Source organism: Kribbella orskensis (genome assembly GCF_004342085.1).
GTDB classification, from domain to species: domain Bacteria; phylum Actinomycetota; class Actinomycetes; order Propionibacteriales; family Kribbellaceae; genus Kribbella; species Kribbella orskensis.
On the sequence record NZ_SLWM01000005.1, the window covers coordinates 12,681 to 35,452 of the forward strand.

The following is a 22,772-nucleotide window of genomic DNA, read 5'->3' on the forward strand; positions in this document are numbered from 1 at the left end:
TCCCGGTGTGGACGCTCGCGCTGCGCGGTGGCGCGCGTGTCGCGGTGGTCGCGGCGGAGTGGTGCGACGCGTTCGGCGTCGTCACCCGCGGGCGGGTGCAGCTGGAGCTGCGCGACGGCGAGCCCGGGCCGGTCCTCGGACGCGACGCCGGGTTCTGGCTCCGCGGCACCGGCGTCCGCGCCCTGCGGAACCCCGGCCGTCGCACGGCGAGGGTGCGCATCGTCACCCCCAGGGCCAGGACCGTCGCACGCCAGTCGGCACACCCCGTACACCAGTTACCGAATGATGGAGGAACGACATGAACAGCATGAATGACACCGGGGCCGTCGCAGGCCCGGCATCGGGCCAGACCAGCCACACCCACCGGCTCCGCGGGCTCGCCGGCACCGGCTTCATTGCCACGCTCGCAGCGATGGTGGCCACCACCCTCGCCGCTGCGCTTGCCCAGGCCGTTGGCGTCGACTTCGAGGTCCCCGACGGTGGCGAGACGATCCCGTTGTCCGGGTTCGCCGTGGTGACCGGCTTCTTCTCGGTCGTGGGCATCGTCATTGCCGTCGCCCTTCTTCGTTGGAGCGCTCGCCCCGCCAAGCGATTCGTGTGGACGGCAGTGTCGCTGACCGCGGTCTCGTTGGTCCCGCCCCTCCTCGCCGGGGCAAACACCGCCACCACCACCGCCCTCCTCGGGCTACACCTCGTCGCTGCGACGGTGATGATCCCCACCCTGGCGCGGAGCCTCCGCACCCGGACCGGTTGACGATCCCGCAACGGGACACTTCAGAATCGCTAGTGCGCGGGGATGAAGGTGTGTTCGTACCGACTGCTTCCTCGGCGCGAATGATGTGCATGAGGGCGTTGATCAAGGCCAAATGGGTGAACGCCTGCGGAAAGTTGCCGAGGTGGCGTCCGCTGAGCGGGTCGATCTCCTCGGCGTAGAGGCCTAGCGGGCTCGCGTAGGACAGCAGCTTCTCGCAGAGCGCGGTGGCCTCGTCCGCGGTCACGAACGCCACGCAAACACCGTCCTGCAGGGCTGCTGCCGTCGCGCCCGGGGATGTACTGGTCATTCCCGGGTCTCGCCGCGTTGCGGCTCTCGCCAGTGCCACACGCCCGCGTGACGGCCGGGGGTTTTACGGGCGCGGCGAGGCAAACCGATGCGTGACCGTGAGGCAGTGCCAACGGGTGCGAGGGCCTCATCCCGAGACCGGCACACCAGCCGCGCGTCGGGCGCGGCTACGGTTCACGAAAGGAACTGCCATGTCCGTGAAGCGCAAGATGCTGACTGCCGCGGCGGCGCTGACCACGATCGGCGGCCTGGCCACGGTGGGGACGGGGTCCGCGAGCGCCGCCACTCCGCAGTGCGGCGACGCCTGTATCTCCATCTTCAGCAAGGTGCTCGGTACGCCGGCCCAACCCAACTTCGTCGAGGACATCCTGGGCGGGGTGGCGAGAGTCGGCCAGCGGGTGATCTTGAAGCAGGCCAGCGGCTCGGATCCTTCGGAAGACATCATCCCGCATGGGGGCACTGTCGCCGACTTCTATGCCGCCGGGATGGTGTCCGCGGAGGTGAACAGTCACTACGGCAGCCTGCGGGCCGTGCAGCAAGAGTATGCACCGCTCGGGGTGCCCAGTGGCCTGTGCGTGGGCCTGGCGAGCGTCGCATACCAGGACGAGCCGCTTACCTTGCAGCCGTGCAGCGTTCCGGCCACGACCGTGTGGATCCTCAATCCCGCCCTCTCGCACGCCCCGGGGTACTTCCCCATCATCAACGCCTCGACTCCGGACTTCAGCCACCCGTTCGCGATGGACCTGCGGCAGGACGCAATCGCGAGCGATCACCAGAGGCTGGAGATCCATGCCCGCCGCCTGCAGTTCCTCACCGGTGAGAAGACGCTGCCGGACAGCCAACTGTGGGGCGCGCATTTCGGAGCGCTGCAGTAGATGCCCAGCGTGAGAACTGCGCCGTCCCGATCCGGGGACGGCGCCGCTCTCACACTTCGTTTCAGGACTCGGCGAGAAAGTGATCGGCGTTCGGCGTGCCGGCGAACTTCTCGTGCATCAGGCGCGAGAACAGCAGCAGCGAGCTGCGTGGCCGGTGGAGCACCACGAGGTGCTGAGCGTTCCCGGCGTCATTGCGGGTCACCACGACGACAACACCGAGTGGCTCGCCTTGGACCGAAGCGGCGTAGTCCTCGAGGAAGCCGTCCTCACCGTAGTCACCGGCGAACTTGAAGTCCTGGAACTCGTACAGCTCCCGCGCCTGGACGACGATCGCACGAACGTCCTCCGCGCCACGTGCGGTCCCGTTCATCGCCCCACCCTCCAGGGCGACGTCGTCGGCCAGTTTGTCCAGCCACCAGGGGTAGTAGGAACCGGTGCCGGTGTGAGTCGGCGCGTCGACGCCCGCGACCAGCTGCGAACGGCGTACGACCTGTTCACCACGATCGGAATGGAAGCGTTCGCCGAACGGGCCCGCCGCGAACTGACCGCGACCGGCGAAACCGTCCGCAAGCGAACGGCCGAAGTCCCCACCGCGCTGACTCCACAGGAGGCCCAGATCGCACAGCTCGCCAGCGACGGGTTCTCCAACCTGGAGATCGCGACCCGGCTGTACATCAGTCCCCGCACCGTCGAATGGCATCTGCGCAAGGTGTTCACCAAGCTCAACATCCGCTCGCGGCAACAGCTGCACGGCGCCGCGCTGGACACGGCTCCGACGTAGCCACCCATCCCCGGGAGGGCATCCCCGCGAGGTGTTGGCTGGTCGGTGTTGTGTTCGAACAGCGTCATCAGGGCCCGAGTCCCGGGTCGGCAGCTCTTCGAAGATCGGCCCGATCGGACCAACCTTGGGATGGTTGATCGGTGACCTCCCGCTGCGTTTGTGACCTCGGCTCGCTCACGATGCCGGTGCCACCCTGTCGTACTTGTAGAAGCCTTCGCCGGTGGATCGGCCGAGCTCGCCCTCGTCGATGATGGGCAACCCCAGCGCGTGCGGATCCTCTGCGGCTCGCTCGGCGGCGGCCATGGCCTCCGTCGGCGCTGGCTCGAGGTAGGGACTTACGTTGAGCAGTGCCCGGGCGACATAGTCATCCTTCTCGCCGACGGGGGCGACGTAGTACATGGCGTCTTTGGCAGCTTCGAGGCTGTGGAGGCGGGCAATGGTCCAGGTGGCGAGGTACGTCGACGCCAGGCAGCCGCCGGCAGTGGCGAGGTTGCCGCGGGCGAAGAACGGCTGATCGAGGACATCGACGCCGGCAGCCACAACCCACGGCTTGGAAACGAGATCCGTGCAGGCCGGCACGTCAGTCAGATGCCCGAGCTTGGCTAGGACCAATGTGCCGGAACACTGTGCGGCCAACAGTTGCCGGGTCGGGTCGAGCCGGCGCAAGGAACTCATGATGGCGGGATTCTCGACCACTTCGCGGGTCTTCCTGCCACTACCGACGATGACGGCGTCAGCGGTGCAGGCCTCATCGAGATCGATCATGGCGTCGATGGTGACGCCGTTCATCGAACGCACCCGCGGCGCCGGGCTGGCGATAGAGACCCGCCAGCCGGGTGCGCTGACGCGGTTGAGAATGCCGAGGGCGATGAGGGAGTCGAGTTCGTTGTAGCCGTCGAAGGTCAGGATCGCGGTGTGCATGGCAGGCTCCTTCCGGTTCGTACCGCAGGCTAGAGCCGCCCGTGCATGACGGTCGAAGAATTGTCATGCATACACTTGGGCGGTGAGGACGCCGAAGTACAAGGGCGTGGTCGATTCGCTGGCGGCGCAGATCCGCGCCGGGCGGTGGCCCGCCGGCCACCGCCTACCCACTCATCGCAAGCTTGCCGCGGACGAGGGCATCGCGGTCGTGACGGCTTCCCGGGTGTACGCCGAGCTGGAGGCGATGGGGCTGGTCAGCTCCGAGCAGGGCCGGGGCACGTTCGTGCGTGACCTCGCTGCCGCGTCCGGCGAGGAGATCGATCAACGGGCGGTGGCCGTCGACGCCATCGATCTGAGCTTCAACTCGCCCTCGGTTCCCGGCCAGGCCGATCTGCTACGCCAGGCATTGCGCGACCTCGCCGGGGCCGGCGACCTCGACGCGCTCCTGCGGTACCAGCCACCTCGCGGGCGCGTTCAGGACCGGGCTGCGGTCGCCCGTCACCTGCGCCGGCGGGGACTTGACGTCGGCCGCGAAAGAGTCTTGATCGTCAATGGCGCCCAGCACGGTCTCGCGGTGACGGCGATGGCCCTGTTTCAGCCGGGCGACGTGGTCGCGGTGGACGCTGTCACCTATCCCGGGTTCATCGTTCTCGCGCGCACGCTAGGGCTGGAGTTGTCGCCCCTGCCGGTGACCGAGGCCGGGCCCGATCTCGATGCGCTCGAACAGTTGTGCCGGCGACGTCGGGTCCGCGCCGTCTATGCGATGCCGACCCTGCACAACCCGCTCGGCTGGGTGCACGACGACTCCCAGCGCGCGCGGCTCGTCTCGATCGCCAACCGGTACGGCGTTTCGATCATCGAAGATGCCTCGTATGCCTACCTCGTCGAGGATGCACCACCGCCGCTGGCGATGCTTGCCCCCGACCTCACCGTCTATGTGTCAGGCCTGTCGAAGAACGTGGCGACCGGTTTGCGGATCGGCTTCATCGCCGCACCCTCGGCACTCGTGCCAGCGCTCGAGCGCGTCATCCGGGCAACGACTTGGCACACCCCAGGCCTGACGGCAGCGATCGCCTGCCGGTGGCTGGACGACGGCACCGTCGACCGCCTCGAGACGCAGAAGCGGAACGACGCCCGCCTTCGGCAGTCCATCGCCTCGGAGGTTCTGGCCGGGTTGCCTTGTATGGGACACCCGTCGTCGTACTTCCTGTGGCTGCCCTTGGCGCAGGACGCACGGCCGGACCGGATCGCGGCAGCTCTGGCCGGCAGACAAGTCGCGGTCTCCACCGCCGAACCATTCGCAGCGACGCCCGCGGTGCCGCAGGCCCTCCGACTGGCGCTCGGCTCGGTCGGAATCTCCGACCTCCGTCATGCCCTCCACGCAGTCCGACAGGAAACCGACCGCGATCCCTTCCGCTGACAACGACGCAACCGAGCGGTCCGCCACGACGTCCGCTCGTACCAACCTTTTCAGCGAGGTCAAATGAGGACCGCATGACAGTGGCGTACGTCGATACTCCGACCAAGCGGGACCGTGCCCGCGGGGAGACGTCGACGGGTCGCGGTGCCGCCTATCTGATCTTCGTCAGCACCCAGAATGTGGCTCCCGTGCCCGCGCCGTAGGCGAGGTGGGCGCTGAGGTCCCAGGCCAAGGTCGTGGCGTCGTACTTCCAGATCGGCTTGTAGAGCCCTGCGGCAGGCAGGGCGACGTAGTCGCTGGCGAACACCACGGCGCCGAAGGGCACGCCGTACAGGGGATGTGGCGTCCGCAGCGATCCGGCCAGGATTCCGTAGGCCGCGCCCGCTGCCGATCCATAGCCCCAGTGAGCGATGGTGCTGATGAGCCAGGCGGAACGGTCGGGGAGATCGCGCTGGGTGAAGCCCTCGATCACGCGCCTGACTACCTGCCCTGGGTCGGGGGCCGTCTCCCAGTTCTCGACCGGCGCGAACTCCCAGGCCACCGGGCTCTTGGTGCCACCTGAGCGGCGGTATTTCTTGTAGTGGACAGCGTCTAGGCAGGCGGTCCCTATGGCCCCGGCCAGCAGTCCGACTACCACCGCCGCGAGCGGAGTCATCGGGTTCCTTTCGGACACGCATATTCGGTCTCCCCTCATGATCAGGGCGCCAGCCAGGCCACGTGCGGCCGCGACCAGAGCCTCGGTGCCTCAGTGCCGATCCGCAGATGGCTCGAGCGCGGCACAACCTCAGTGAGTGGCTGGTGGTTAGCACCTGCGGCGCTCGGACTTCTCCGCGGCGAGGCCTTGGCACCAAGCCGGTGACAGCCCAATTGTCGTCGGTGGCTGGGAGGGTGAGAAGGGGACATCTGGCGCTCTCTCCTTTCGTGCTTGGGTGACCGGAACGCCTCAGGCGTCGACAGTGCGATGTTCCTCGCCAGCACGACTGACAGCGACGGCACCGTAATCCAGCGGCCGGTCTGCATGTACCCGCTGGTCGCCTGCTACCAGGGCCACGGGAGCACCAACGACGCCACGAACTTCACCTGCCGAACAACCTTATTCGCGGCCGACCCAGGTGGCGACGCACGCCTCGTTGCCCTCGGCGTCGGCCAGCACCCACCACATCGGCGCGTGCGCGTCGGAGACCAGATGGCCGCCCGCGGCCAGGGCGGCGGAGATGCGGGCCTCGGCCTGATCGTGGGGGACGGCGACATCGAGGTGCATGCGGTTGCGCTGTGGGCGGGCCGCATTCATTTGCTGCAACCCGAAGCCCGGGCCGCGGCGCAACGGGTCGAACAGGTAGTCGTCGCCGATCTCGCGGTAACCGAGCAGCGCCCGCCAGAACGGCAGCACGTCGGCGCCGACGAGTACGTCGAGGGTGACGTTGACGAGCTGCACGGCGGTCGGGTCGGCGGGAATGTCCAGTTCCTTGGCGGCGGCAGATATCCGCCGGGCCAGCGCGATGTCGCGCCGCCCCAGGGACACCGTGACACCGGCGGACCGTAGGTCGACGCTGAGGTACTCCTGCTCGGCTCCCCCGGCTAGCCGGCCGATCTCATCGACGAGCGCGATGCCCTTGGCCAGCGAGCCGGTCCGGAAGTGGGCCGAGACCACGTGGTAGAGGGAGCGCCAGTCCTCGACATCGTCGGCCGCGTGGAACTGCCCGGCCGTGATCTGCTCGGTCATGCCGGCGAACCTAACATCGGCGGCGCGATGGATGCCCGCGCGGTCAAGCGTCGGGCAGCACCAATGCCATCGACTCGAATTCGACGATCATGCGGGGTTGCGACGCTGGCCGGCATCCCGGCATCCCGGCATCCCGGCGCCCCCGGCGGTTGACGGCCGGTCCCTCGCTCGGCTGGTCACGATTTGCCCACGCCCGGTGACAGCTGCTTGTCAGGCCATGGTGTTCTCTGCTGCCGTAGCTCCTGAATCCGGACAGGAGGCTGCGGATGCCGACGGTGGTTGGGGACAGCAGAGAGCCTACGGACGTGGCTGAGGCCTTGCAGCTCGCCTACTCCGCGTTGAGGCAAGCTGTCGAGCTGGAACGGAAACGCCAGGACGAGGACGTCGATCCGGACACCTGGGCAGCGGAGATCCACGAACTGCGCACCATGATGTCGGCCGCCGGCCTGATGATGCGATCCATCGGGTTGTCGCGCTTCACCAGCCGGGTCGACTGGGCCCCCAAGGTGCACCGCCCGAGCAGCCGAACCTCAAGCCGGGCCAGTTCCTCTTGCTGGCCGAAGCCGATCTCCAGGCTGCACATCACCACTTCGAGCAGGCGGCCAACAACCTGACCGCCGCCCGCCTAAAGCTCGGGTACCTGGTCTGACCCGTCAGCCGTCTCGGGACCCGGCTGCTGCAGCCCGAGCCCCAGCGTCACCTCGTCGCCAACCGTGCTCGCGTCCAGCGTGATCACCAGTGGGCGCCACAGATGCGATGAACGCGATACGGCGCGACCGTCGATGGTATGACTACGAACCAGATGACCTTGGCGAACCCCAAGCGGGTAAGGCTCGTCGACCACGCCGACGTGGTTCGCCTCACCGCCGTTCAAAATCCGCTGACGAACCTCGTCGTTCGGCTAGCCATCGTGCCGGGCCTCGTCCGGCCCGGCATCGCACACTGGGACGTGAAGACGCGTCTCCCCCTTCACCCACTCTCCAACGAGAACGCGTACGGCGACCCGCAGTTGCTGCACGACCTCGCCGTACCAGGTGAAGCCTTCGCCCATCGGCTCGGCGTGGACGTCATCGTCGGCGCCGAGACCGGTGGCATCCCGCTGGCCACCGCCGTCGCGCTGGCCGGCGACCTTCCGTTCGCGTTCGTCCGCAAGCCCGGTTACGTGGGGCACGAGGACCACGAACCACGCGTCCGCGGAGCGGCAGTCGCCGGCCAGCGAGTGCTGCTCGTGGACGACGCGGTCTCATCGGGCAAGGCGCTCGAAGCCTTCGCAGACGAGCTCCAGAGCGAAGGCGCGAACCTCGTCGGCGTCTTCGTCCTCGTCGACATGCGCGACGTTGCAACTTCGGTGGCGCCGATCACCATCACGCTTCCGATCGAGTCCATCGCGACCTACCTCGAGGTACTCACAGCAGCCACCGATCACGGCATACTCGATCCGGCAACCCACCAGCTCGCAGTCGATGCCCTCGTCAACCACTGGCCCAACGACGATCCCCGCTGGACGCTCCTGAACCACGCTGCCTGACGCGGCTGCTACCGCCGGCGTGGCTCGGCGGCATTCGCTGCGCAAGGTGTTCGCCAAGCTGGGCCCACGTCCTGCCCGAGATCGCCGCCCTGCTGCCGCACGGTACGGCGACCTTGGTCTAGCTTCGCGCAGCCTGCTCGATCACCTTGGTGACGAGCTTGGGGTCGGTCATCAGGCCGAGGTGCCCGGCGTCGTACTCGGTGATTTTGGCGCCCGCTCGTGTAGACATGGTCCGCTGTGCACTGGCCGGGATGATCTGGTCCTTGGTGCCGATCGCGCTCCAGGACGGGATCGTCCGCCAGGCCGGGGTTCCGGACGGCTCGTTGAGTGCTCCCAGTGCACCCGGTCGCTGGGTCGCGAAGACGAGATCCTTGTCTTCGGCACTCAGCCCGGTCGCGAACGAGGCGAAGACGGTCGACCGTTTGAGGTACACGTCGGTGTCCGGGGTGGGCGGCAACGTGGCGGGTACGAGGTCGAACACGGTCGCCGGGTCGACAGAGAGCGCCGAATCCGGCCCCACGAGCTGGAACGGGGTCTCGCCTGCGTCCGGGGCGAAAGCGTTGACGTATACGAGAGCCTTGACGTTCGGAAGCCCGGTGGCCGCGTTGGTGATCACGAAACCGCCGTACGAGTGGCCGACTAGCACGACCGGTCCCGTCAGCGTTTGCAGAAAGGCGCGCACCGACGCCGCGTCACTCGCTACCGAGCGCAGCGGGTTGGGGATGGCGCGTACCGTGTACCCGTCGTCCTGCAGTCGCTCGGTGACGCGGTTCCAGCTCGAGCCGTCCGCCCAGGAGCCGTGCACCAACACGATGGTCGGCTTCGCCCCACGCTGTTCTCCAGCAGCGCTCTGCACCGGGTTGAAGCTCGCCAGGGCCAGCGCCGCGGCGGTGAGCAGGAACGCCACAATGCGCCCGCGTCTCCTGGGACGGCGAGCAGGGTTGGTCAGGGGATTCGTCATGGATCTGTCCACTTCCGTGTGATGGACAGCCGACCGCGTGCCGATCGGCTCATCAATATGTCCGAGCACCACCCCGCGATGTGACAGCACCGTTGGGATGTCACACGCCGCTCGGAGAGACGCTCGCGATTCTCTGGGCAGATGTCTCACACTCGACACTGGCAAGGTCGACTGCACACACCAGATTCAGCGGGTAGCGGGGAAGGGCCTCGTGCGCACCCGCGTCAAGTCCGAGGCCGGCGAACGGCGCATGCTCCCTTCCCGACTGGGCTGTGGACATGCTCCGCGCTAAATGGAACGCGGGCTGCCGTCCGATTCGCCGATCTTCCCGGACTCGACCAGGGGGTTTCGAGATCCGCACACCCTCCGAAAGAGTCTGCGAGACGTGCGGACGCCGGTCGCAAGCGAGAGACGACGGGAACTCGGCCGGGATCTTCGAAACCATCGCCGCCAGGCGGGCTTCACCCAGCAGGACTTCATGAACAGGCTCGGTTGAAGAGGACGCGCATCACTCTAGTCGAGACTGGCCGAGTCAGACTCGATGAGCAGGAAGCCGGCGTACTGGCAGAGGCTTACCAACTGCCCAGCGGGAACGAGCCGCCCTGATGGAGCTGACAGAGCTCGCCGGCATCCGGTCCTTGGCAGACGAGCTGGCATGGGTGACCTCCCACAAGTTCCGCAAGACCACCGCCACCATCCTTGACGAGGCACCACGGGGCCAGACGGCGCGCAGCCACCGGCTGAGCGTGACCAGCCGCGCCCGCCGGCAGGTGTCCCCCCCCCCCCCCCCCCGGCTTCGCGGCTGGGCTCGTTTGGCTAGAGACAAGGTCCTAAGTACCAAGTGCCGCTACCGGCCTTGGCACGTGAGTCGACAAGGATCGGGGGAGGGCCGAAGGGAGCTTGTGCATCCTGGTTGATGAAGGCGTCAACTGTTCCCGTTGGTGCTGCAAGGATCACGCACCCCTGGGCCATAGCCAAGGTGTCCGTTCCAGTGGCGCTGACGGGATAGATGCAACTGTCCGCCCGTATCTCAATCGTCGTCGACACGGGCTCGATCAGCTTGGCATCGACCGACTCGCAGCCGAGATGAACAGCAACCGCGCCGGCAATCGCCTTCCGCAGTGCCCGCAGCCAGGCCTCGCTCGGAATCGGGCCGGAGCGGTCGGTAAGGCCCCGAAGCTCTTGAACCAAATGATGCCGTGACCATTGATGTAGGTAACCCACAGTGCCTTCAAGCGCGAACAGTTGGGCCTGGGCAATCTGGGGCGATGACGGCGTTGTACGGCCGCCCCCTTGGGCAGGGGTATTCGTGCATCCCGACAGCGCGCCGAGGCAGAGGGCGATGGCGGCCAATATTGACGCGATCGATGCTCGATCGTCCACCACCCAGTGGGCCGGCCGCGCGGTGACGAAGCCCCCGATATCCGTCCTCACAGAAGTCATAGCCAGCCTCAACAGGAAGGTGAGCGGCACCACAGACAGACCGAGTGTCCATTAGCTCGGCGGTCAAGTCCACAAAGGTCGGCATGTATTGTCGCGCTTCGCACTTTCCGTATTCCGCGATCGCCTAGCCTTGGCGTTGCAGCAACGCTGTGATCGCGTGCGTCGACAGCGTCGTAGGTGCCGAGAAGTGCCTTACCTGCAAGGGATTCTGGGTGTGTCTACGACTCAGAATGGTCCAAGCGGGAAGGCACTTCCTATGTGGTGCGACACGAGGTCGCGTGCGTCGAGTGGCGCGTTGATTGGAGGTGGCGGTGTCGTCGATGACGTAGCCCGGGTAAGTGTTCGAGCGCCTGTCCCCACCCCTGACGTGCGTTGCTGGTAACGGCGGGGTGCGAAGCTCGGGGAAAGCCGAAGCTGTCATTGATCCATCCCTGGGCGGCGGGTGAGGGAAGGCCGGACGGGTGGTGGGACCGACATGGCCGCTTGCGACAAGTCGCCTGGCACAGCCAAGTTGCTCCTAGCCCATCAACTATCACCCCACTCGACCGGACATGCGCCGCCGCTGCCTTCCCCGGTCCAGGTCGACGCCGTCATCGACCTATACGTCTCCACCTGGTCACTCGCACGAGTCGGCGAGCGGCCCGGGCCGATCCGACCACGGATCGAACCTCCTCCGGGGGCCTGGCGTCGATGCACGAGACACACACGGGGGACCTCGGTCTTGATGTCCTGGCGGTTCGCCGGTGCGTCGTCAGGCAGCGGCACCTCGAGCCGATCCCCCCGCGATGGCTACACTGCCGGGTCATGGCAGAGAGCGCTCGCAAGTCTGTGGTGCGGTTGACCGGCCGGTGGCGGATCGCGGAAATGAGCGGGTGGGACCGTGATGCCATCGATCTGGTCGAGCCGGGTTTCATCGAGTTCACCGGTGGGACCGGCCGGTTCGGTTTCGTCGCCGTCCGCGGCTGGTTGGACTGCCGCCCAGTCGAGCGGGACGGCCGGCTCGGTGTCGAGTTCACCTGGGAGGGTGTCGACGAGGGCGATCAGGTCAGCGGGCGCGGCTGGGCGTCTCTTGCCGATGACGAGACGATCGACGGGCACTTGTTCTTCCACAACGGAGACGACTCGAGTTTCCGGGCAAAGCCCTTCACCGCGGACGATCGCGCGGAGGGGTAGTGAGCGAGTACCAGTACTACGAGTTCCTGGCGATCGACCGACCGCTGGACGATGACGAGCAGGCCGACGTGCGGTCCCTGTCGACCCGGGCGAGGATTACCGCCACCAGTTTCGTCAACGAGTACCACTGGGGCGACTTCCGGGGTCATCCGAAGCTGTTGATGGAGAGCTATTACGACGCGCACCTGCACGTGGCCAACTGGGGTACGCACCGGGTGATGTTCCGTCTGCCCCGCGATCTCCTCGATCCCGATGTCGTCGAGGACTACTGCGCTGGCGACCAGGTGGATGCCTGGATCGCCGACGAGTTCGTGGTGCTCGACCTAACCAGCGAGGATCACACCGGCGAACTGATCTTTACCGATGACGTTGAGGTGTTGTTGTCAGCGATCGTCGGCGTTCGTGCCGAGCTCGCGGCTGGTGATCTCCGGCCGCTCTATCTCGCCTGGCTGGCCGGATACGGCGCCTGGGAACGGGACGAGGACGTCTTCGACCGCGAAGCCGACAACGACCTCGAGCCACCGGTACCGCCTGGTCTGAGCATGCTCACCGCTGCCCAGCGGGCACTGGCGGATTTCCTGCGCCTCGACGACGAACTGCTCGCGGTCGCGGCGCAGGCAAGTCCAACGCTCGAGCAGGTCACCGACGATCCCGACGACCTTGCCACCTGGGTGGATCGCCTATCGATTGGCGAGAAGAACCGGCTCCTGGGACGGGTGCTCAAGGGGGAGGCCGCGAGAGTACGGATAGAGATGCTGCGCCGCTTCAGGGGCGACAGTGCGCCGACCGTCCCATCCCCGACTCGCCGGACCGTGGCCGATCTGCTTGACGACGCGGCACGCCGACGAGCCGACCGAAAGCGTCACCTGGCAGCCCAGCGCGCCGAAAACGAGGTACGCCGGGAGCAGGCGCGCGCCCAGGCCCGCGCACAACGACTCGACGAACTGGCCACCGAGGAAGACACCTGGTGGTCACGCGTCGACGCGCTGATCGACACCCGGAAACCAGCCGAGTACGACGCCGCCGTCACGCTGCTCACCGATCTCCGAGCACTCGCCGAACGCGAGGACCGCTACGACAAGTTCACACTGCGCACGACCGCACTGCGGCGGACCCACGCGCGCAAGCCCAGTCTCATCGAGCGCCTCGACCGGGCTGGCATCTGAGCTTCGGATCGAGTCGAGCAGACCTCTAGCCGCCTTGAGGTTACCGACGAACGGCATACCGGCGAGGTGCAGGAGTTCACGTTCACCGCCACGCTGACCCGCGAGCAGCAGGGCGCCGTGGACGATCTGCGCGACCATGACCTTGGCGTACTGGTCGCACCGCCAGGCGCGGGCAAGACCGTGATCGCCTGCGCGATGGTAGCCGCTCATGCGACCTCCACGCTCGTACTTGTCGACCGTAAGACCCTGGCCGATCAGTGGCGGGCTCGCATTACCGACCTGCTGGGGGTCAAAGTCGGCCAACTCGGTGGCGGCCGTCGCAAAACCCGTGGGGTGGTTGACGTCGCGATGCTGCAAACACTGGCCCGGAAGACCGACATCGAGCAACTCACCAGCGGCTACGGGCTGATCGTCGTGGACGAGTGCCACCACATCCCCGCCCTGGCGTTCGAGCACACCGTCAAGCAGATCTCGGCCCGCCGCTGGCTCGGGCTCACCGCCACACCGTACCGCCGCGACAAGCTCGACGACCTGATCGCCCTCCAGCTAGGTCCGGTCCGCCACAGCGCGGAACGTCGAGCGTGGCAGGATAGGTGACCAACGTGAAGCCTCTGGTGGCTACGGCCATGATCTTGTGGTGAGACCTGTCCTGCCAGGGGCCTCACGTCTGTCTCCCCGGGTGCGCCCTGTTCCGTATGCCGCACATGGAGTGGTCCATGTCGCTTTGCTCGATGAGTCCCGTTGCGGCCAAGGGCGGCGCCGCCACGAGCCGCCGAACAGGTAGCTGCTGAACAGTCCGAGCGCAGACGAGATGGTCCGCGGCCGCAGGAAGGCCTGTGGGGCGCGCCCAGTGATTAACACGTAGACAGATAGACGGCCTCAAGTTCGGACAGATATGGGCAGTCGGACCTCCGTGCTCTCTCTCAGCTGGCGTGAAGGACCCGAAAGCGATCGGGTTGCGCCGGATCTCGATCAACGACTTGGATGGGCGTCCAAGCCCATTGCCAGACGCCGATGCCTGGCGTGCGGGAGAATTGGATCTGCCCGCGGGTGCCTTCGACTGCAACGCGCGGCCAGGATTCGGCAGTGCTCGCCCGGTCGACGCCGTGAGAACGCAGCACATCGGCGAGGACGGCGACCGTGTCGTAGCCCTCGAAGGCGACGAAGGAGGGCGCTTCGGCTAGCCGCTCGCGGAGGGCCGTCTCGACTCGTGCACCGAGTGGGCTGAGGCGCTCGGGCATGTAGCGCAAGAATGGGATCGCGGCGCTGTCCTCGCCCAGCAATGTCGCCCATTCGGCGAACTCCGGTTGCCCGGCCGGAGCACCAATCATGATGTCGGCGAGGCGCTGGTCGTGGCGGACGGACTTGACGATCGACACTGCCGGCTCCGGGTGCCCGACCAGAAGAAGGAGGGCTGTCGCGCGATTGTCGACGAGTTCGTCGCGCACGGCCGTGGGGGCGAGCGCGTCCATGTCGAGTTCGATGACGGTGCCGCCGCGCGGAGCGACGTAGTCCTGCAGAATGCGAGCCCCAGATGCCCAGTAGACACTCGACTCGGCTGCTACGGCGATTCGACTGTGCCCAGCGCTGAGGAGGAACTCTGCGTAGATCCGCCAGCCGTGGGATTGCGCCGGGGCGAGGCGAGCGACCCATTCCGTTGGCTGTTCGGTGAGCGCGTCGAGAACCGCTGACGAGCAGAGGAACGGCACGCCGAGGGCGTCGGCCCTGGCGGCAGCGGCGCGAGCGACGACGCTGTGATACTCCCCCGCCAAGGCAGCCACGCCCAGGTTAGCCAGTTCATCTACGGCCGCCGCGGCCCTCTGTGGATCAGCCGCGGTGTCTCGGACCACCAGCTCGAGTGGTCTTCCGACGATCCCGCCGGCGTCGTTGACTTCGCGAACGGCCAGCTCGAGTCCAGCGAGCAAGTGCCGGCCTGCCTCGACCCAACCAGGCCGAGTTAGCGGAACGAGAGCGCCGATCTGGACGGCTGATCCGTCAGTCCGCTCCGCTCCAAGTGGCGATGGTGGCGCATTCATGGGTTGGCGTCTCCCGCGTGACGATCCGGTAGCAGTTTGCCCCGGATCGCAGAGTGAACATCAGTGGCGTCGAGAGTAGCCGAGCCGAGAATGCCAGCTTCGGCGCCCCGCCCTGCATGCCGTGCGCGCCAGGCAGTTGCTCGACTGCCCTGGCGAGCTCGCGTTGAACCGGCCCCGGTGGGTTCGGGCGACAAGTGGCCCACGGCAACAGAGGCAGCCCGCCGTGGGTTTGGTCCCGCTCAGGCGTGTGACAACACAACAACAAGGGTGAACTGCAGCCCCACGACTGCCACCACGCCACCTGCGACAACCCACACAGGCTTCTTCTGTAGGTTTGGCTGGCTCACGGCTCGAACCGACCGGGGCCTAGACATCCGTAGCGGTTGCCTAGGCCCCGGACTGGTGCGATGACTTGCCCGTTCGACGCATCGGCGGTTGAGGCGAGTGCGGGTCCTAGGCGACGGTGAGGCCTTGTCGTCGGAGTAGGTCGGACAGGGTGTCCCAGTCGGGTGCCGATTCGATGGCCTCGTAGCGCAACGCGTTCTTGTCCTTGAGGCCGGTTGAGGTGCACACGCAGACGATCGGGCCGTCGAAGGTGTCGCCTTGCTGTAGTGCGGTCCGCAGGCCGGCCACGCTGGCGACGCCGGACAGTTCCTGCCAAATGCCCTGGCCGGACAGGTCGTCCTGAGCCCGGACGAGGTCGGGGTCGTCGACACCGATGACTCGTCCAGTCGTGTGGTTCATGACGTGGGTGCTCCGGTAGCCGCCCGTCGTCGTGGCCAACGAGTACGCGTCGGTCGGTGTGAAGTCGACGGTGACGGCCGGGCGGTGTTGTGCGAGGGCGGTTGCGAGTACGGCGCGGCTGCCGATCTCGCACGCGTACAGCGACGGAACCGAGTCCACGACACCGAGCAGGCGTAGTTCCTCGAACCCCTTCCAGACGCCATAGAGCAGCTCGCCGTACCCGGTCGGGACGAACACCGCCCCAGGCAGGCGGTGGCCGAGCTGGATGTAGAGCTCGTAAGCGATCGTCTTGTACCCCTCGGGACCGAACGGGTGCCCGGTATGGGTTGTGGTCTGGTTGCTGACCGGGTGGAAGCCGAGCTTGTCGACGATGTCTTTCACCACGCCCCAGCGCGCGTCCCTCGGAACCGACAGCACTGTTGCGCCGTATGCCCCGACGAAGGACTCTGCGAGCGCAGGAGCGCCGGGAGACATTACGACGATGCAGGGCAGTCCGACACGGGCTGACAGCGCGGCTGCCGATGCGCCATGGTTGCCGGACGAGGCAACGACAACTCCCGGTGCGCCCGAGAGGGCCGCTGCGCTCACAGTGCAGAGGTTGAGCCGGTCTTTGTGGCTCCACGTCGGGTTGCGGCTCTCGTCCTTGACGAGCACCGGAGCGTTCGACCTGAACGCGGCGGACACGTCGACCAAGGGCGTGCCGCCGATCCCCAGTCCGAGCCGGCTGTCGAGTGGCGGTAGCAGAGGCGCCCAGCTGAGGATGTCGTCGGGCAGGTGCCGACGGTCAAAGAGAGCTTGCCGCAGTTCTGAGCCGACCGCGGCGTAGTCGTAGCTGACCTCGAGCGGGTACGAGATGTCGGCGTTGCTTGTGCGTGGGCACCCGGCGGTCAGCGGTGGCAAGAGTGAATAGGTCAGGTCGTGGGCATGGATGGTGCGCTGCCCGGTCGCCAGGGAGGACGACAGGGCAGCGGCAGCATCCGCCTGGATGCTCAGGCTCATGGCTTGAGCGCGACGAAGAACGCCTGGACCGGTGCGTCGGACGACGCGCCCCAGATCGAGTGCCGGACACCGACCGGTACGACGAACGCCGAGCCCTCCTTGATGGGGATGCGCTTCCCGGGGAGCCCGATGACACCCGAGCCCGAGATGACGTAGTAGTACTCGGCGTGGTCGTGCTCCCCGCCCAGCTCGTCGTCGGTCGGTTCGGTCTCCCGATACTTGTACTCGATCAGCGCGGCGCGCGCCCCGTGGGTCTCGCCGAGCGTCTCAGGGGTGAGCAGGCGCCAGCTCGTGCGGGTCTCGTTGTCGTGGGTCTCGACATCGTTGGGGGTGATGACCTTCATGGTTGTGCCTCCACTTGTCATGCATTGGGTGATGGATGGGATCGATCAGCCGGTGGACGTCCCGTCGTGCTGACCGATGCCGTTCGCGGGGTGCCAGCAGGCGTAGCGATGGTGGTCGCCTGCCTCGCTGCTGTCCGTGGGGCCGGTGATGGTCATCACCGGGTTGTCGAGTTCACAGACAGCTGACCGCCGGGGACATCTCGGGTGGAATGCGCAGCCGGCGGGGCGGTTCAGCAATGACGGCGGTTCGCCGTTGAGCAGGACACGGTCGCGGCGCACTCCGGGTGTGCGCGACGGTACGGCGCGAACCAGGGCCGCCGTGTACGGGTGGACAGGTGTGTCGAGCACGTCGCTCGCCGGGCCGGTCTCGACGATCCGGCCCATGTACATGACGGCCACCCGGTCGCAGACCCTGCGGAGCAGGGAGACATCATGGGCGACAAGCAGTATGGCGACGTGCAGACGCCGGGCGAGGTCGGCGAACAGGTCGACAACGCCCGCGGCGGTTTCCTCGTCGAGCATCGAGACAGGTTCGTCCGCAACGATCACGCGGGGCTCGACGACCAGCGCACGGGCGATGGCCACTCGCTGACGCTCACCCCCGCTGAGTTCGTGCGGGTACCGATCCAGGTAGTCCGCCGCAGGCTTCAGGCCGGCGTTCTCCAGAGCGATGACGACCCGGGAGTGGGGCTCGTCGGTCGTGAGTTTCTGGGCGATGAGTGGTTCGACGACTGTCTGGCGGACGGTGAGCCGCGGGTTCAGCGACTCGTAGGGGTCCTGGAAGATGAGCTGCAGGTCGCGGCGCAACAGTTTCCAGTCGGTCCGCCCGTCTCGGGAGACGTCGACGCCAGCGATCCGGATGCTGCCGTCGGCCATCTCGGACAGGCCGGCCAGGGCCGATGCCAGGGAACTCTTTCCGCACCCGCTCTCGCCCGCGAGCCCGACGATCTCGCCGGGGGCCACGGTCAGCGTCACGCGGTCAAGGACGGTCACCTCGTTGGACTTGCGTAAGGCGGCAAGGCCCCGCCCGGACTTGTAGCGGACGGTCAGGTCGAGGGCCTGCAACACCGGCGGTCTGTTGCCGGTGATAGCGGACCGCTCGAGAGTCACCTCGTCAGCCGCCGCGGCTGGCCGCAGAACGTTCCGCGGTGAGCCGGCCGCGAGCACCCGTCCGCGCTCGAGGATGATCACCTCGTCGCACAGTTCGTTCGCGACGCCGAGGTCGTGAGTGATGACGAGCAATGACAACCCGAACGTGTCCCGGGCCTGAACCAGCAGCTCGAGGATCCGATCCTGGACGATGACATCCAGCCCCGTGGTGGGCTCGTCGGCGATCAGCACCCGCGGCTCCAGGACTGTCGCCATCGCGATCAATGCCCGCTGTCGCATCCCGCCGCTGAATTGGTGTGGGTACGACGAGGCTCGGTCAGGGTGGATGCCGACGCGTTCCAAGGCCTGGTGGGCCATGCGGATCGCGGTACGCCGATCCACGTTGCAATGCGCGCGAACGACCTCGGCGATCTGATCGTCGATCCGGAGTACGGGGTCGAGCGAGTTCATCGCGGCCTGCGGCACGAGCGCGAGCTGCTCCCAGCGGATCCGCCGTCGCGCCCGCTCCGGCGTCGTGAGCAGGTCGGTTCCGTCGAACGTCACGCTGCCGGTCACCGCCGCGTTGCGAGGCAGTAGACCGAGTATCGCCTTGCCTGCAGTGGTCTTGCCCGACCCCGACTGACCGATCAGTCCCACCGTGCTACCTGGGGCAAGACTGAGATCGAGTCCGTGCAGGGCAGGTGCGGCGCCGTGAGACGACTGGTAGGTCACCGCCAGGTCACGAACCTGCAGCAACGGTGTCGTTGGTTCAGCCACGGCGAGGCGTCCGTTCAGAGACCGCGGTTCCGGCATGGTCATGACCGCCGCCCTTCCGTCCGCTGCGCCTGCGCGGATTCGTACGCCCGGCCGAGCAGTGAGGTGCACAGCACGAACACTGTGATGGTGAGGCCGGGGAAGAAGGCCCACCACCAGGCCGTCCGGAGGTCCGGTGAGGTGAACGCGTCGAACATGATCGTTCCCCACGAGATCGAGTTCGGGGGCGCGAGACCGAGGAAGCTGAGGCTCGCCTCCGCGAGGACCGCCTCCGCGACGAGGAAGATGCCGTACAACATGGCGAGCGAGGCGACGTTCGGGGCGATGTGCTTGTACAGCACCCGGCGCCGGTTCGCGCCGGCCACGACCGCCGCACGGACGAAGGTGCGCTCCTTCAGGGTGAGCACCTGTGACCGGACGACACGCGCACTGGTCCGCCAGAAGAGCGCGGCGATGGCCAGCAGGAGTACCGCGTCCGAGCGCCCGAGCAGGCCCACGAGGACGATCGCGAACGGCAGGAACGGCACCGCGTAGGCACTGTCGGTGATGCGCATCAGAAGCGAATCGGTGCGCCCGCCGGCGAATCCCGCGATCAGGCCGACATTAACGCCGACGGCAACGGTTGCCAGGGCTCCGACCAATCCGACCGACAGAGTCCGTTGGGTCCCCCAGATGACCTGGCTGAACACGTCGCGGCCGTAACTGGTCGTGCCGAAGGGATGTTCCAGGCTCGGCGGCAGTGACCTGGCGAGCGAACCGTCCGAGGTCTGGAGGCGATCGAACGGTCCGTACGGCGCGATCCAGGGCGCCAGCACCGCGATCATCACGAACAGTCCGATCGCGATCAACGCCGGCTTGGCTCCCGGCGTACGCCAGACCCCGACGATCGCGCTCCAACTTGACGCCCCCGCGCGCCGGCCGCGCCGACCGAGGTCACGCGCGGTGTCGGTGACGGCGCTCATGCCAGCCTGACCCGTGGGTCGAGGTAGGCGTACATGACGTCGACGGTCGCGTTGACAGCGACCACGGTGACGGCGGTCAGGAGGAACACGCCTTGCATGACCGGGTAGTCGAAGTTGTTCACGGCCTCGACCACCGCGCGGCCCATACCTGGCCAGGAGAAGACCGTCTCGACGATGACCTGGCCGCCGATCACGTTGTCCACAAGTGTGGGCGCCAGAGTTACCACCGGCAGCATGGCGTTGCGGGCACCGTGCCGATAGATGATGCGGGAGGCGGCCAGACCTTGCGCCTTGCCGTGCGCGATGAACTCCTGTCCGAGCACGTCGTTCATGGCGGTCCGCATCGTCAGCATCGGCTCGACGAGGTAGTACATGACCAGGATCGACAGGGGGAGGAGCAGATGGTGCAGGAAGTCCCACGACCAGAATGTGCCGCCGTCTGCTCGCCCGGGGGAGAACATACCGATGGACGGCACCAAGCCGAGGATGAGCCCGAACAGCATCAGCGCCAGAGTCGACACCCAGAACACAGGTGACGCTTTGACGACGAAGGCCGAGGTCCGGAGGCCGCCGTCGACCCGCGGCCGACTGGTCGCCGCGAATGCGCCGAGCCAGACACCGATCAGCACGGCCAGGATGATCGCCGGAACAACCAGGACGGCCGTGTTGATCAGTGCCTCACCTAGTACGTCGGTGACCGGAACCTTGTACTGGAACGACATCCCGAGATCGCCGTGCAGCAGGGCCTGGCAGTAGGACTGGAACTGCATCGGCAGCGGGTCGTCGAGTCCGTACCGCTGCCGCAACTGTTCGGCCACAGCGGGATCGACGTCCGGCCCGATCACGGCCGCCGCAGGGTCGCCCGGAACAGCGCGGAAGAGCAGGAAGGTCGCCGGAACAAGGACGGCCAGTGTGAGTACGCTCTGGCCGATCCGGACGAATCCGAAGCGGAACAACGGCCAGAGATTTCGGGGGAGCTGGCCCGGACCGGGCGATCCCGAGGAGGAAACAGGCCTGACTGCGTGGGTGATGGTCATCGCCGGATCCTTCAGCAGTCCTGGCGGCTGCAGGACAGCTTCCGCTTGTCGGCGTCGGCGGCGGGGAAATAGAGCTTGCCGTCCGGGCCGAAGGCGTAGCCGGCCTCTCGCAGTGCGTTCATCGCCTTGTCCCGGTCCTCCTCGAAAGGCTTGAGGCTCGAGTCGTGCCACTGCCCGAGAACTGGCGCGATCACCGAACCGCCACGATCGGCTCCACCTTTGAGGACGACATCGATCAGGTCCTCGTACGGGACGAGCGAGGCCAGCGCCTGGCGGAAGTACTTGTCGTTGCCCGGCTCACGCGAGGTGTTGAAATGCAGCCCCCGCCACCCGTGACTCTGGGTCTCGACGACCGTCACTCCGGGGGTGTTGCGCAGCGACTCGTACTGCAGGGCGGGCTGCACGTCGTCGTACAAGTCGATCTCGCCGGACTTCAGCGCGCCGACCCCGGCGTCGAAGGTTCCGAGGATGGTGAGTTCGAGGCGGGCCACCTTCGGCGGGTCATAGTGATTGCGGTTGGCAACGAAACTGAGGGAGCTGCCGAGCCGGCGCTGCTTGAGCACGAATGGTCCCGAACCGATCGGGCTCGCGTTTGCCGCCTTCGCCGGGTCCGCGATGGACGCCCAGACGTGACGGGGCAGGATGGGCATCTGCGTCAGGGTCACGTCGGCGAAGTGGGCGGCCGGACCGGCCAGCGTCAGCGTGGCCGTGAGCCCGTTCGCGGTGGCGGATTTCACGTTCTTGAGGCCGGCCGAGTACAGCGGTGCGCCATGGTCACGCAGGTACGCTGCGGAGAACGCGAAGTCGTCGGCGGTCACCGGCTTGCCGTCGCTGAAGGTGAGTCCGTCACGTAACTTGACCGTGACCGTGGCGCCTTGGACCTGAACATCGTCAGCCGCTCGCTGCACAGTCTTGCCGTCGGGACCGACCGCGAGTGCCGTGTCGTACAGCAGCGAGATGGGGATCTGGCTCTCGAGGGTTTCGGCGACAACGGGATTCAGGGTCGGTGGATCGAACGTGGTGCCGACGACGAGGACGTCGCGACCGTCCTTCGGCGTGGCCTGGGTCGTGTTCCAGATGTTGAAGACCGGATAGCCCAGGGCCGGCTTGATGCCGTCCCAGCGGTCCGACCGGTACGCGGCTCCGACCTTGGGATAGAGCAGCGGTACGGCGGGAAGCTCGTCGTACACGATGCGCTGTGCGTCGAGCACTGCCTTGCGGCGTGAATCGGCATCCGCGGCCTGGTTCTGGGCTTGGTACAGCTCGTCGTACTTGTTGTTCTTGAAGAGCGAGAGGTTGTTGCCGTCGCTGGTGGCGTTGCGTGAGGCGAACCGGCTGAGGAGGTTCTCGGGATCGAGGCGCTCAGGTGTCGGGCCGTAGGACACGAGCGCGACGTCGTAGTCCTTGCCGAGGAAGGTCCGGCTGTTGATTTGAGCGTCGTCCAACGGGAGCAGCTCGGCTGGGATACCCGCGCCCCGCCAGGCTTCGACGATCATGCGGGCCATTTCGAAGCGCGTCGGATCGTTCGCGGCGGTCTTGGTGAGCAGCCGGATGGTCGGGACCGGTTTCCGGCCGCCGGTGTCCCCGGTGTGGGGCCGGTCGGCCTCGTCGGTCGCGGGTTCGTGCGCGCCGAAACCGCAGGAGGTGGCGAACAGTACGGACGCGATCAGGGTCGGAACGAGGAGGGGACGGTGGCGGAGTTTCATGGTGAGCCCTTCCTGGGGCGATGACAGAGA

23 protein-coding genes and 1 pseudogene are annotated in these 22,772 nt (G+C 67.0%); 10 read left to right on the top strand and 14 right to left on the bottom strand.

Annotated elements, in window-relative coordinates:
* The first annotated feature begins 5 nt into the window (after window positions 1-5).
* Both EV644_RS45325 and EV644_RS45330 read left to right on the top strand, forming a co-directional pair.
* Window positions 6-302 (top strand): hypothetical protein, encoded by a 297-nt coding sequence (locus EV644_RS45325; RefSeq protein ID WP_199239836.1) that lies wholly within the window; start codon window positions 6-8, stop codon window positions 300-302.
* The gene (locus tag EV644_RS45330; protein ID WP_199239837.1) at window positions 299-754 is read left to right on the top strand and encodes a DUF6069 family protein; all 456 of its coding nucleotides are present in this window, start codon (window positions 299-301) and stop codon (window positions 752-754) included. The genes EV644_RS45325 and EV644_RS45330 overlap by 4 nt, the downstream gene beginning before the upstream one ends.
* Before the next feature lie 106 nt (window positions 755-860).
* Here EV644_RS45330 and EV644_RS47745 read toward each other — a convergent pair.
* Window positions 861-1,061, bottom strand: a pseudogene (locus EV644_RS47745) (glycoside hydrolase family 15 protein); the annotation flags it as partial.
* Between the two features lie 190 nt (window positions 1,062-1,251).
* On the opposite strand from EV644_RS47745, the gene EV644_RS15390 reads away from it, so the two are divergent.
* A complete protein-coding gene (locus EV644_RS15390) occupies window positions 1,252-1,935 on the top strand; it encodes a hypothetical protein (RefSeq protein WP_132188972.1) in 684 nt (227 codons plus the stop codon).
* A gap of 61 nt (window positions 1,936-1,996) precedes the next feature.
* Here EV644_RS15390 and EV644_RS15395 read toward each other — a convergent pair whose 3' ends face one another.
* The gene (locus tag EV644_RS15395; protein ID WP_132188973.1) at window positions 1,997-2,305 is read right to left on the bottom strand and encodes a hypothetical protein; all 309 of its coding nucleotides are present in this window, start codon (window positions 2,303-2,305) and stop codon (window positions 1,997-1,999) included.
* A 72-nt stretch (window positions 2,306-2,377) separates the two neighbouring features.
* On the opposite strand from EV644_RS15395, the gene EV644_RS15400 reads away from it, so the two are divergent.
* Entirely contained in the window at window positions 2,378-2,716 is a 339-nt protein-coding gene (locus EV644_RS15400) for a helix-turn-helix domain-containing protein (protein WP_241998184.1), read from the top strand.
* Window positions 2,717-2,890: 174 nt separating this feature from the next.
* Here EV644_RS15400 and EV644_RS15405 read toward each other — a convergent pair whose 3' ends face one another.
* Window positions 2,891-3,637 carry a DJ-1/PfpI family protein gene (locus EV644_RS15405; protein ID WP_132188974.1) on the bottom strand — a complete coding sequence of 249 codons (747 nt, stop codon included), beginning with the start codon at window positions 3,635-3,637 and terminating at the stop codon, window positions 2,891-2,893.
* An 82-nt stretch (window positions 3,638-3,719) separates the two neighbouring features.
* Here EV644_RS15405 and EV644_RS15410 point away from each other — a divergent pair, with 82 nt between their 5' ends.
* Complete coding sequence (locus EV644_RS15410) at window positions 3,720-5,057, top strand: aminotransferase-like domain-containing protein (protein ID WP_132188975.1); 1,338 nt, start codon at window positions 3,720-3,722, stop codon at window positions 5,055-5,057.
* Between the two features lie 151 nt (window positions 5,058-5,208).
* On the opposite strand, the gene EV644_RS15415 is transcribed toward EV644_RS15410, so the two are convergent.
* Both EV644_RS15415 and EV644_RS15420 read right to left on the bottom strand, forming a co-directional pair.
* Window positions 5,209-5,712 (bottom strand): hypothetical protein, encoded by a 504-nt coding sequence (locus tag EV644_RS15415; protein ID WP_132188976.1) that lies wholly within the window; start codon window positions 5,710-5,712, stop codon window positions 5,209-5,211.
* A 438-nt stretch (window positions 5,713-6,150) separates the two neighbouring features.
* Window positions 6,151-6,780, bottom strand: coding sequence for a 4a-hydroxytetrahydrobiopterin dehydratase family protein (locus EV644_RS15420; RefSeq protein WP_132188977.1), 630 nt, complete (start codon window positions 6,778-6,780; stop codon window positions 6,151-6,153).
* Between the two features lie 305 nt (window positions 6,781-7,085).
* On the opposite strand from EV644_RS15420, the gene EV644_RS15425 reads away from it, so the two are divergent.
* Both EV644_RS15425 and EV644_RS15430 read left to right on the top strand, forming a co-directional pair.
* Window positions 7,086-7,394 (top strand): hypothetical protein, encoded by a 309-nt coding sequence (locus EV644_RS15425; RefSeq protein ID WP_132188978.1) that lies wholly within the window; start codon window positions 7,086-7,088, stop codon window positions 7,392-7,394.
* Window positions 7,395-7,567: 173 nt separating this feature from the next.
* Window positions 7,568-8,308 (top strand): orotate phosphoribosyltransferase, encoded by a 741-nt coding sequence (locus tag EV644_RS15430; RefSeq protein ID WP_199239838.1) that lies wholly within the window; start codon window positions 7,568-7,570, stop codon window positions 8,306-8,308.
* A gap of 118 nt (window positions 8,309-8,426) precedes the next feature.
* On the opposite strand, the gene EV644_RS15435 is transcribed toward EV644_RS15430, so the two are convergent.
* Both EV644_RS15435 and EV644_RS15440 read right to left on the bottom strand, forming a co-directional pair.
* The gene (locus tag EV644_RS15435) at window positions 8,427-9,269 is read right to left on the bottom strand and encodes an alpha/beta fold hydrolase (protein WP_199239839.1); all 843 of its coding nucleotides are present in this window, start codon (window positions 9,267-9,269) and stop codon (window positions 8,427-8,429) included.
* A gap of 816 nt (window positions 9,270-10,085) precedes the next feature.
* A complete protein-coding gene (locus tag EV644_RS15440; RefSeq protein WP_132188979.1) occupies window positions 10,086-10,745 on the bottom strand; it encodes a hypothetical protein in 660 nt (219 codons plus the stop codon).
* Window positions 10,746-11,516: 771 nt separating this feature from the next.
* Between EV644_RS15440 and EV644_RS15445 the strand changes: the two genes are divergently transcribed.
* The 3 genes from EV644_RS15445 (at window position 11,517) to EV644_RS15455 (ending at window position 13,648) form a co-directional block, all read left to right on the top strand.
* Entirely contained in the window at window positions 11,517-11,885 is a 369-nt protein-coding gene (locus tag EV644_RS15445) for a hypothetical protein (protein WP_241998186.1), read from the top strand.
* Window positions 11,885-13,051 carry a hypothetical protein gene (locus EV644_RS15450; protein ID WP_132188980.1) on the top strand — a complete coding sequence of 389 codons (1,167 nt, stop codon included), beginning with the start codon at window positions 11,885-11,887 and terminating at the stop codon, window positions 13,049-13,051. The genes EV644_RS15445 and EV644_RS15450 overlap by 1 nt, the downstream gene beginning before the upstream one ends.
* Window positions 13,052-13,117: 66 nt before the next feature.
* Window positions 13,118-13,648, top strand: coding sequence for a DEAD/DEAH box helicase (locus EV644_RS15455; protein WP_132188981.1), 531 nt, complete (start codon window positions 13,118-13,120; stop codon window positions 13,646-13,648).
* 326 nt (window positions 13,649-13,974) lie between these two features.
* On the opposite strand, the gene EV644_RS15460 is transcribed toward EV644_RS15455, so the two are convergent.
* The 7 genes from EV644_RS15460 to EV644_RS15490 form a co-directional block, all read right to left on the bottom strand.
* Window positions 13,975-15,087 (bottom strand): ABC transporter substrate-binding protein, encoded by a 1,113-nt coding sequence (locus tag EV644_RS15460; RefSeq protein ID WP_132188982.1) that lies wholly within the window; start codon window positions 15,085-15,087, stop codon window positions 13,975-13,977.
* 453 nt (window positions 15,088-15,540) lie between these two features.
* Window positions 15,541-16,830 (bottom strand): threonine synthase, encoded by a 1,290-nt coding sequence (locus EV644_RS15465; RefSeq protein ID WP_132188983.1) that lies wholly within the window; start codon window positions 16,828-16,830, stop codon window positions 15,541-15,543.
* Window positions 16,827-17,174 (bottom strand): cupin domain-containing protein, encoded by a 348-nt coding sequence (locus tag EV644_RS15470; RefSeq protein ID WP_158292837.1) that lies wholly within the window; start codon window positions 17,172-17,174, stop codon window positions 16,827-16,829. The genes EV644_RS15465 and EV644_RS15470 overlap by 4 nt, the downstream gene beginning before the upstream one ends.
* A gap of 45 nt (window positions 17,175-17,219) precedes the next feature.
* Window positions 17,220-19,040 (bottom strand): ABC transporter ATP-binding protein, encoded by a 1,821-nt coding sequence (locus tag EV644_RS15475; RefSeq protein WP_199239840.1) that lies wholly within the window; start codon window positions 19,038-19,040, stop codon window positions 17,220-17,222.
* A gap of 38 nt (window positions 19,041-19,078) precedes the next feature.
* On the bottom strand, window positions 19,079-19,999 hold the full coding sequence (locus EV644_RS15480) for an ABC transporter permease (protein ID WP_132188985.1): 921 nt from the start codon (window positions 19,997-19,999) through the stop codon (window positions 19,079-19,081).
* A complete protein-coding gene (locus tag EV644_RS15485; RefSeq protein WP_132188986.1) occupies window positions 19,996-21,036 on the bottom strand; it encodes an ABC transporter permease in 1,041 nt (346 codons plus the stop codon). Before EV644_RS15485 ends, EV644_RS15480 begins: the two co-directional genes overlap by 4 nt.
* An 11-nt stretch (window positions 21,037-21,047) precedes the next feature.
* The gene (locus EV644_RS15490) at window positions 21,048-22,742 is read right to left on the bottom strand and encodes an ABC transporter substrate-binding protein (RefSeq protein WP_132188987.1); all 1,695 of its coding nucleotides are present in this window, start codon (window positions 22,740-22,742) and stop codon (window positions 21,048-21,050) included.
* Window positions 22,743-22,772 lie beyond the last annotated feature (30 nt).

Coding starts and splice junctions, on each gene's coding strand:
- EV644_RS45330 (WP_199239837.1), top strand. CDS start 299: ATGAACAGCATGAATGACACCGGGGCCGTCGCAGGCCCGGCATCGGGC.
- EV644_RS15430 (WP_199239838.1), top strand. CDS start 7,568: ATGACTACGAACCAGATGACCTTGGCGAACCCCAAGCGGGTAAGGCTC.
- EV644_RS15470 (WP_158292837.1), bottom strand. CDS start 17,174: ATGAAGGTCATCACCCCCAACGATGTCGAGACCCACGACAACGAGACC.
- EV644_RS15490 (WP_132188987.1), bottom strand. CDS start 22,742: ATGAAACTCCGCCACCGTCCCCTCCTCGTTCCGACCCTGATCGCGTCC.
- EV644_RS15420 (WP_132188977.1), bottom strand. CDS start 6,780: ATGACCGAGCAGATCACGGCCGGGCAGTTCCACGCGGCCGACGATGTC.
- EV644_RS15415 (WP_132188976.1), bottom strand. CDS start 5,712: ATGACTCCGCTCGCGGCGGTGGTAGTCGGACTGCTGGCCGGGGCCATA.
- EV644_RS15405 (WP_132188974.1), bottom strand. CDS start 3,637: ATGCACACCGCGATCCTGACCTTCGACGGCTACAACGAACTCGACTCC.
- EV644_RS15445 (WP_241998186.1), top strand. CDS start 11,517: ATGGCAGAGAGCGCTCGCAAGTCTGTGGTGCGGTTGACCGGCCGGTGG.
- EV644_RS15485 (WP_132188986.1), bottom strand. CDS start 21,036: ATGACCATCACCCACGCAGTCAGGCCTGTTTCCTCCTCGGGATCGCCC.
- EV644_RS15465 (WP_132188983.1), bottom strand. CDS start 16,830: ATGAGCCTGAGCATCCAGGCGGATGCTGCCGCTGCCCTGTCGTCCTCC.
- EV644_RS15435 (WP_199239839.1), bottom strand. CDS start 9,269: ATGACGAATCCCCTGACCAACCCTGCTCGCCGTCCCAGGAGACGCGGG.
- EV644_RS15390 (WP_132188972.1), top strand. CDS start 1,252: ATGTCCGTGAAGCGCAAGATGCTGACTGCCGCGGCGGCGCTGACCACG.
- EV644_RS15480 (WP_132188985.1), bottom strand. CDS start 19,999: ATGAGCGCCGTCACCGACACCGCGCGTGACCTCGGTCGGCGCGGCCGG.
- EV644_RS15395 (WP_132188973.1), bottom strand. CDS start 2,305: ATGAACGGGACCGCACGTGGCGCGGAGGACGTTCGTGCGATCGTCGTC.
- EV644_RS15460 (WP_132188982.1), bottom strand. CDS start 15,087: ATGAATGCGCCACCATCGCCACTTGGAGCGGAGCGGACTGACGGATCA.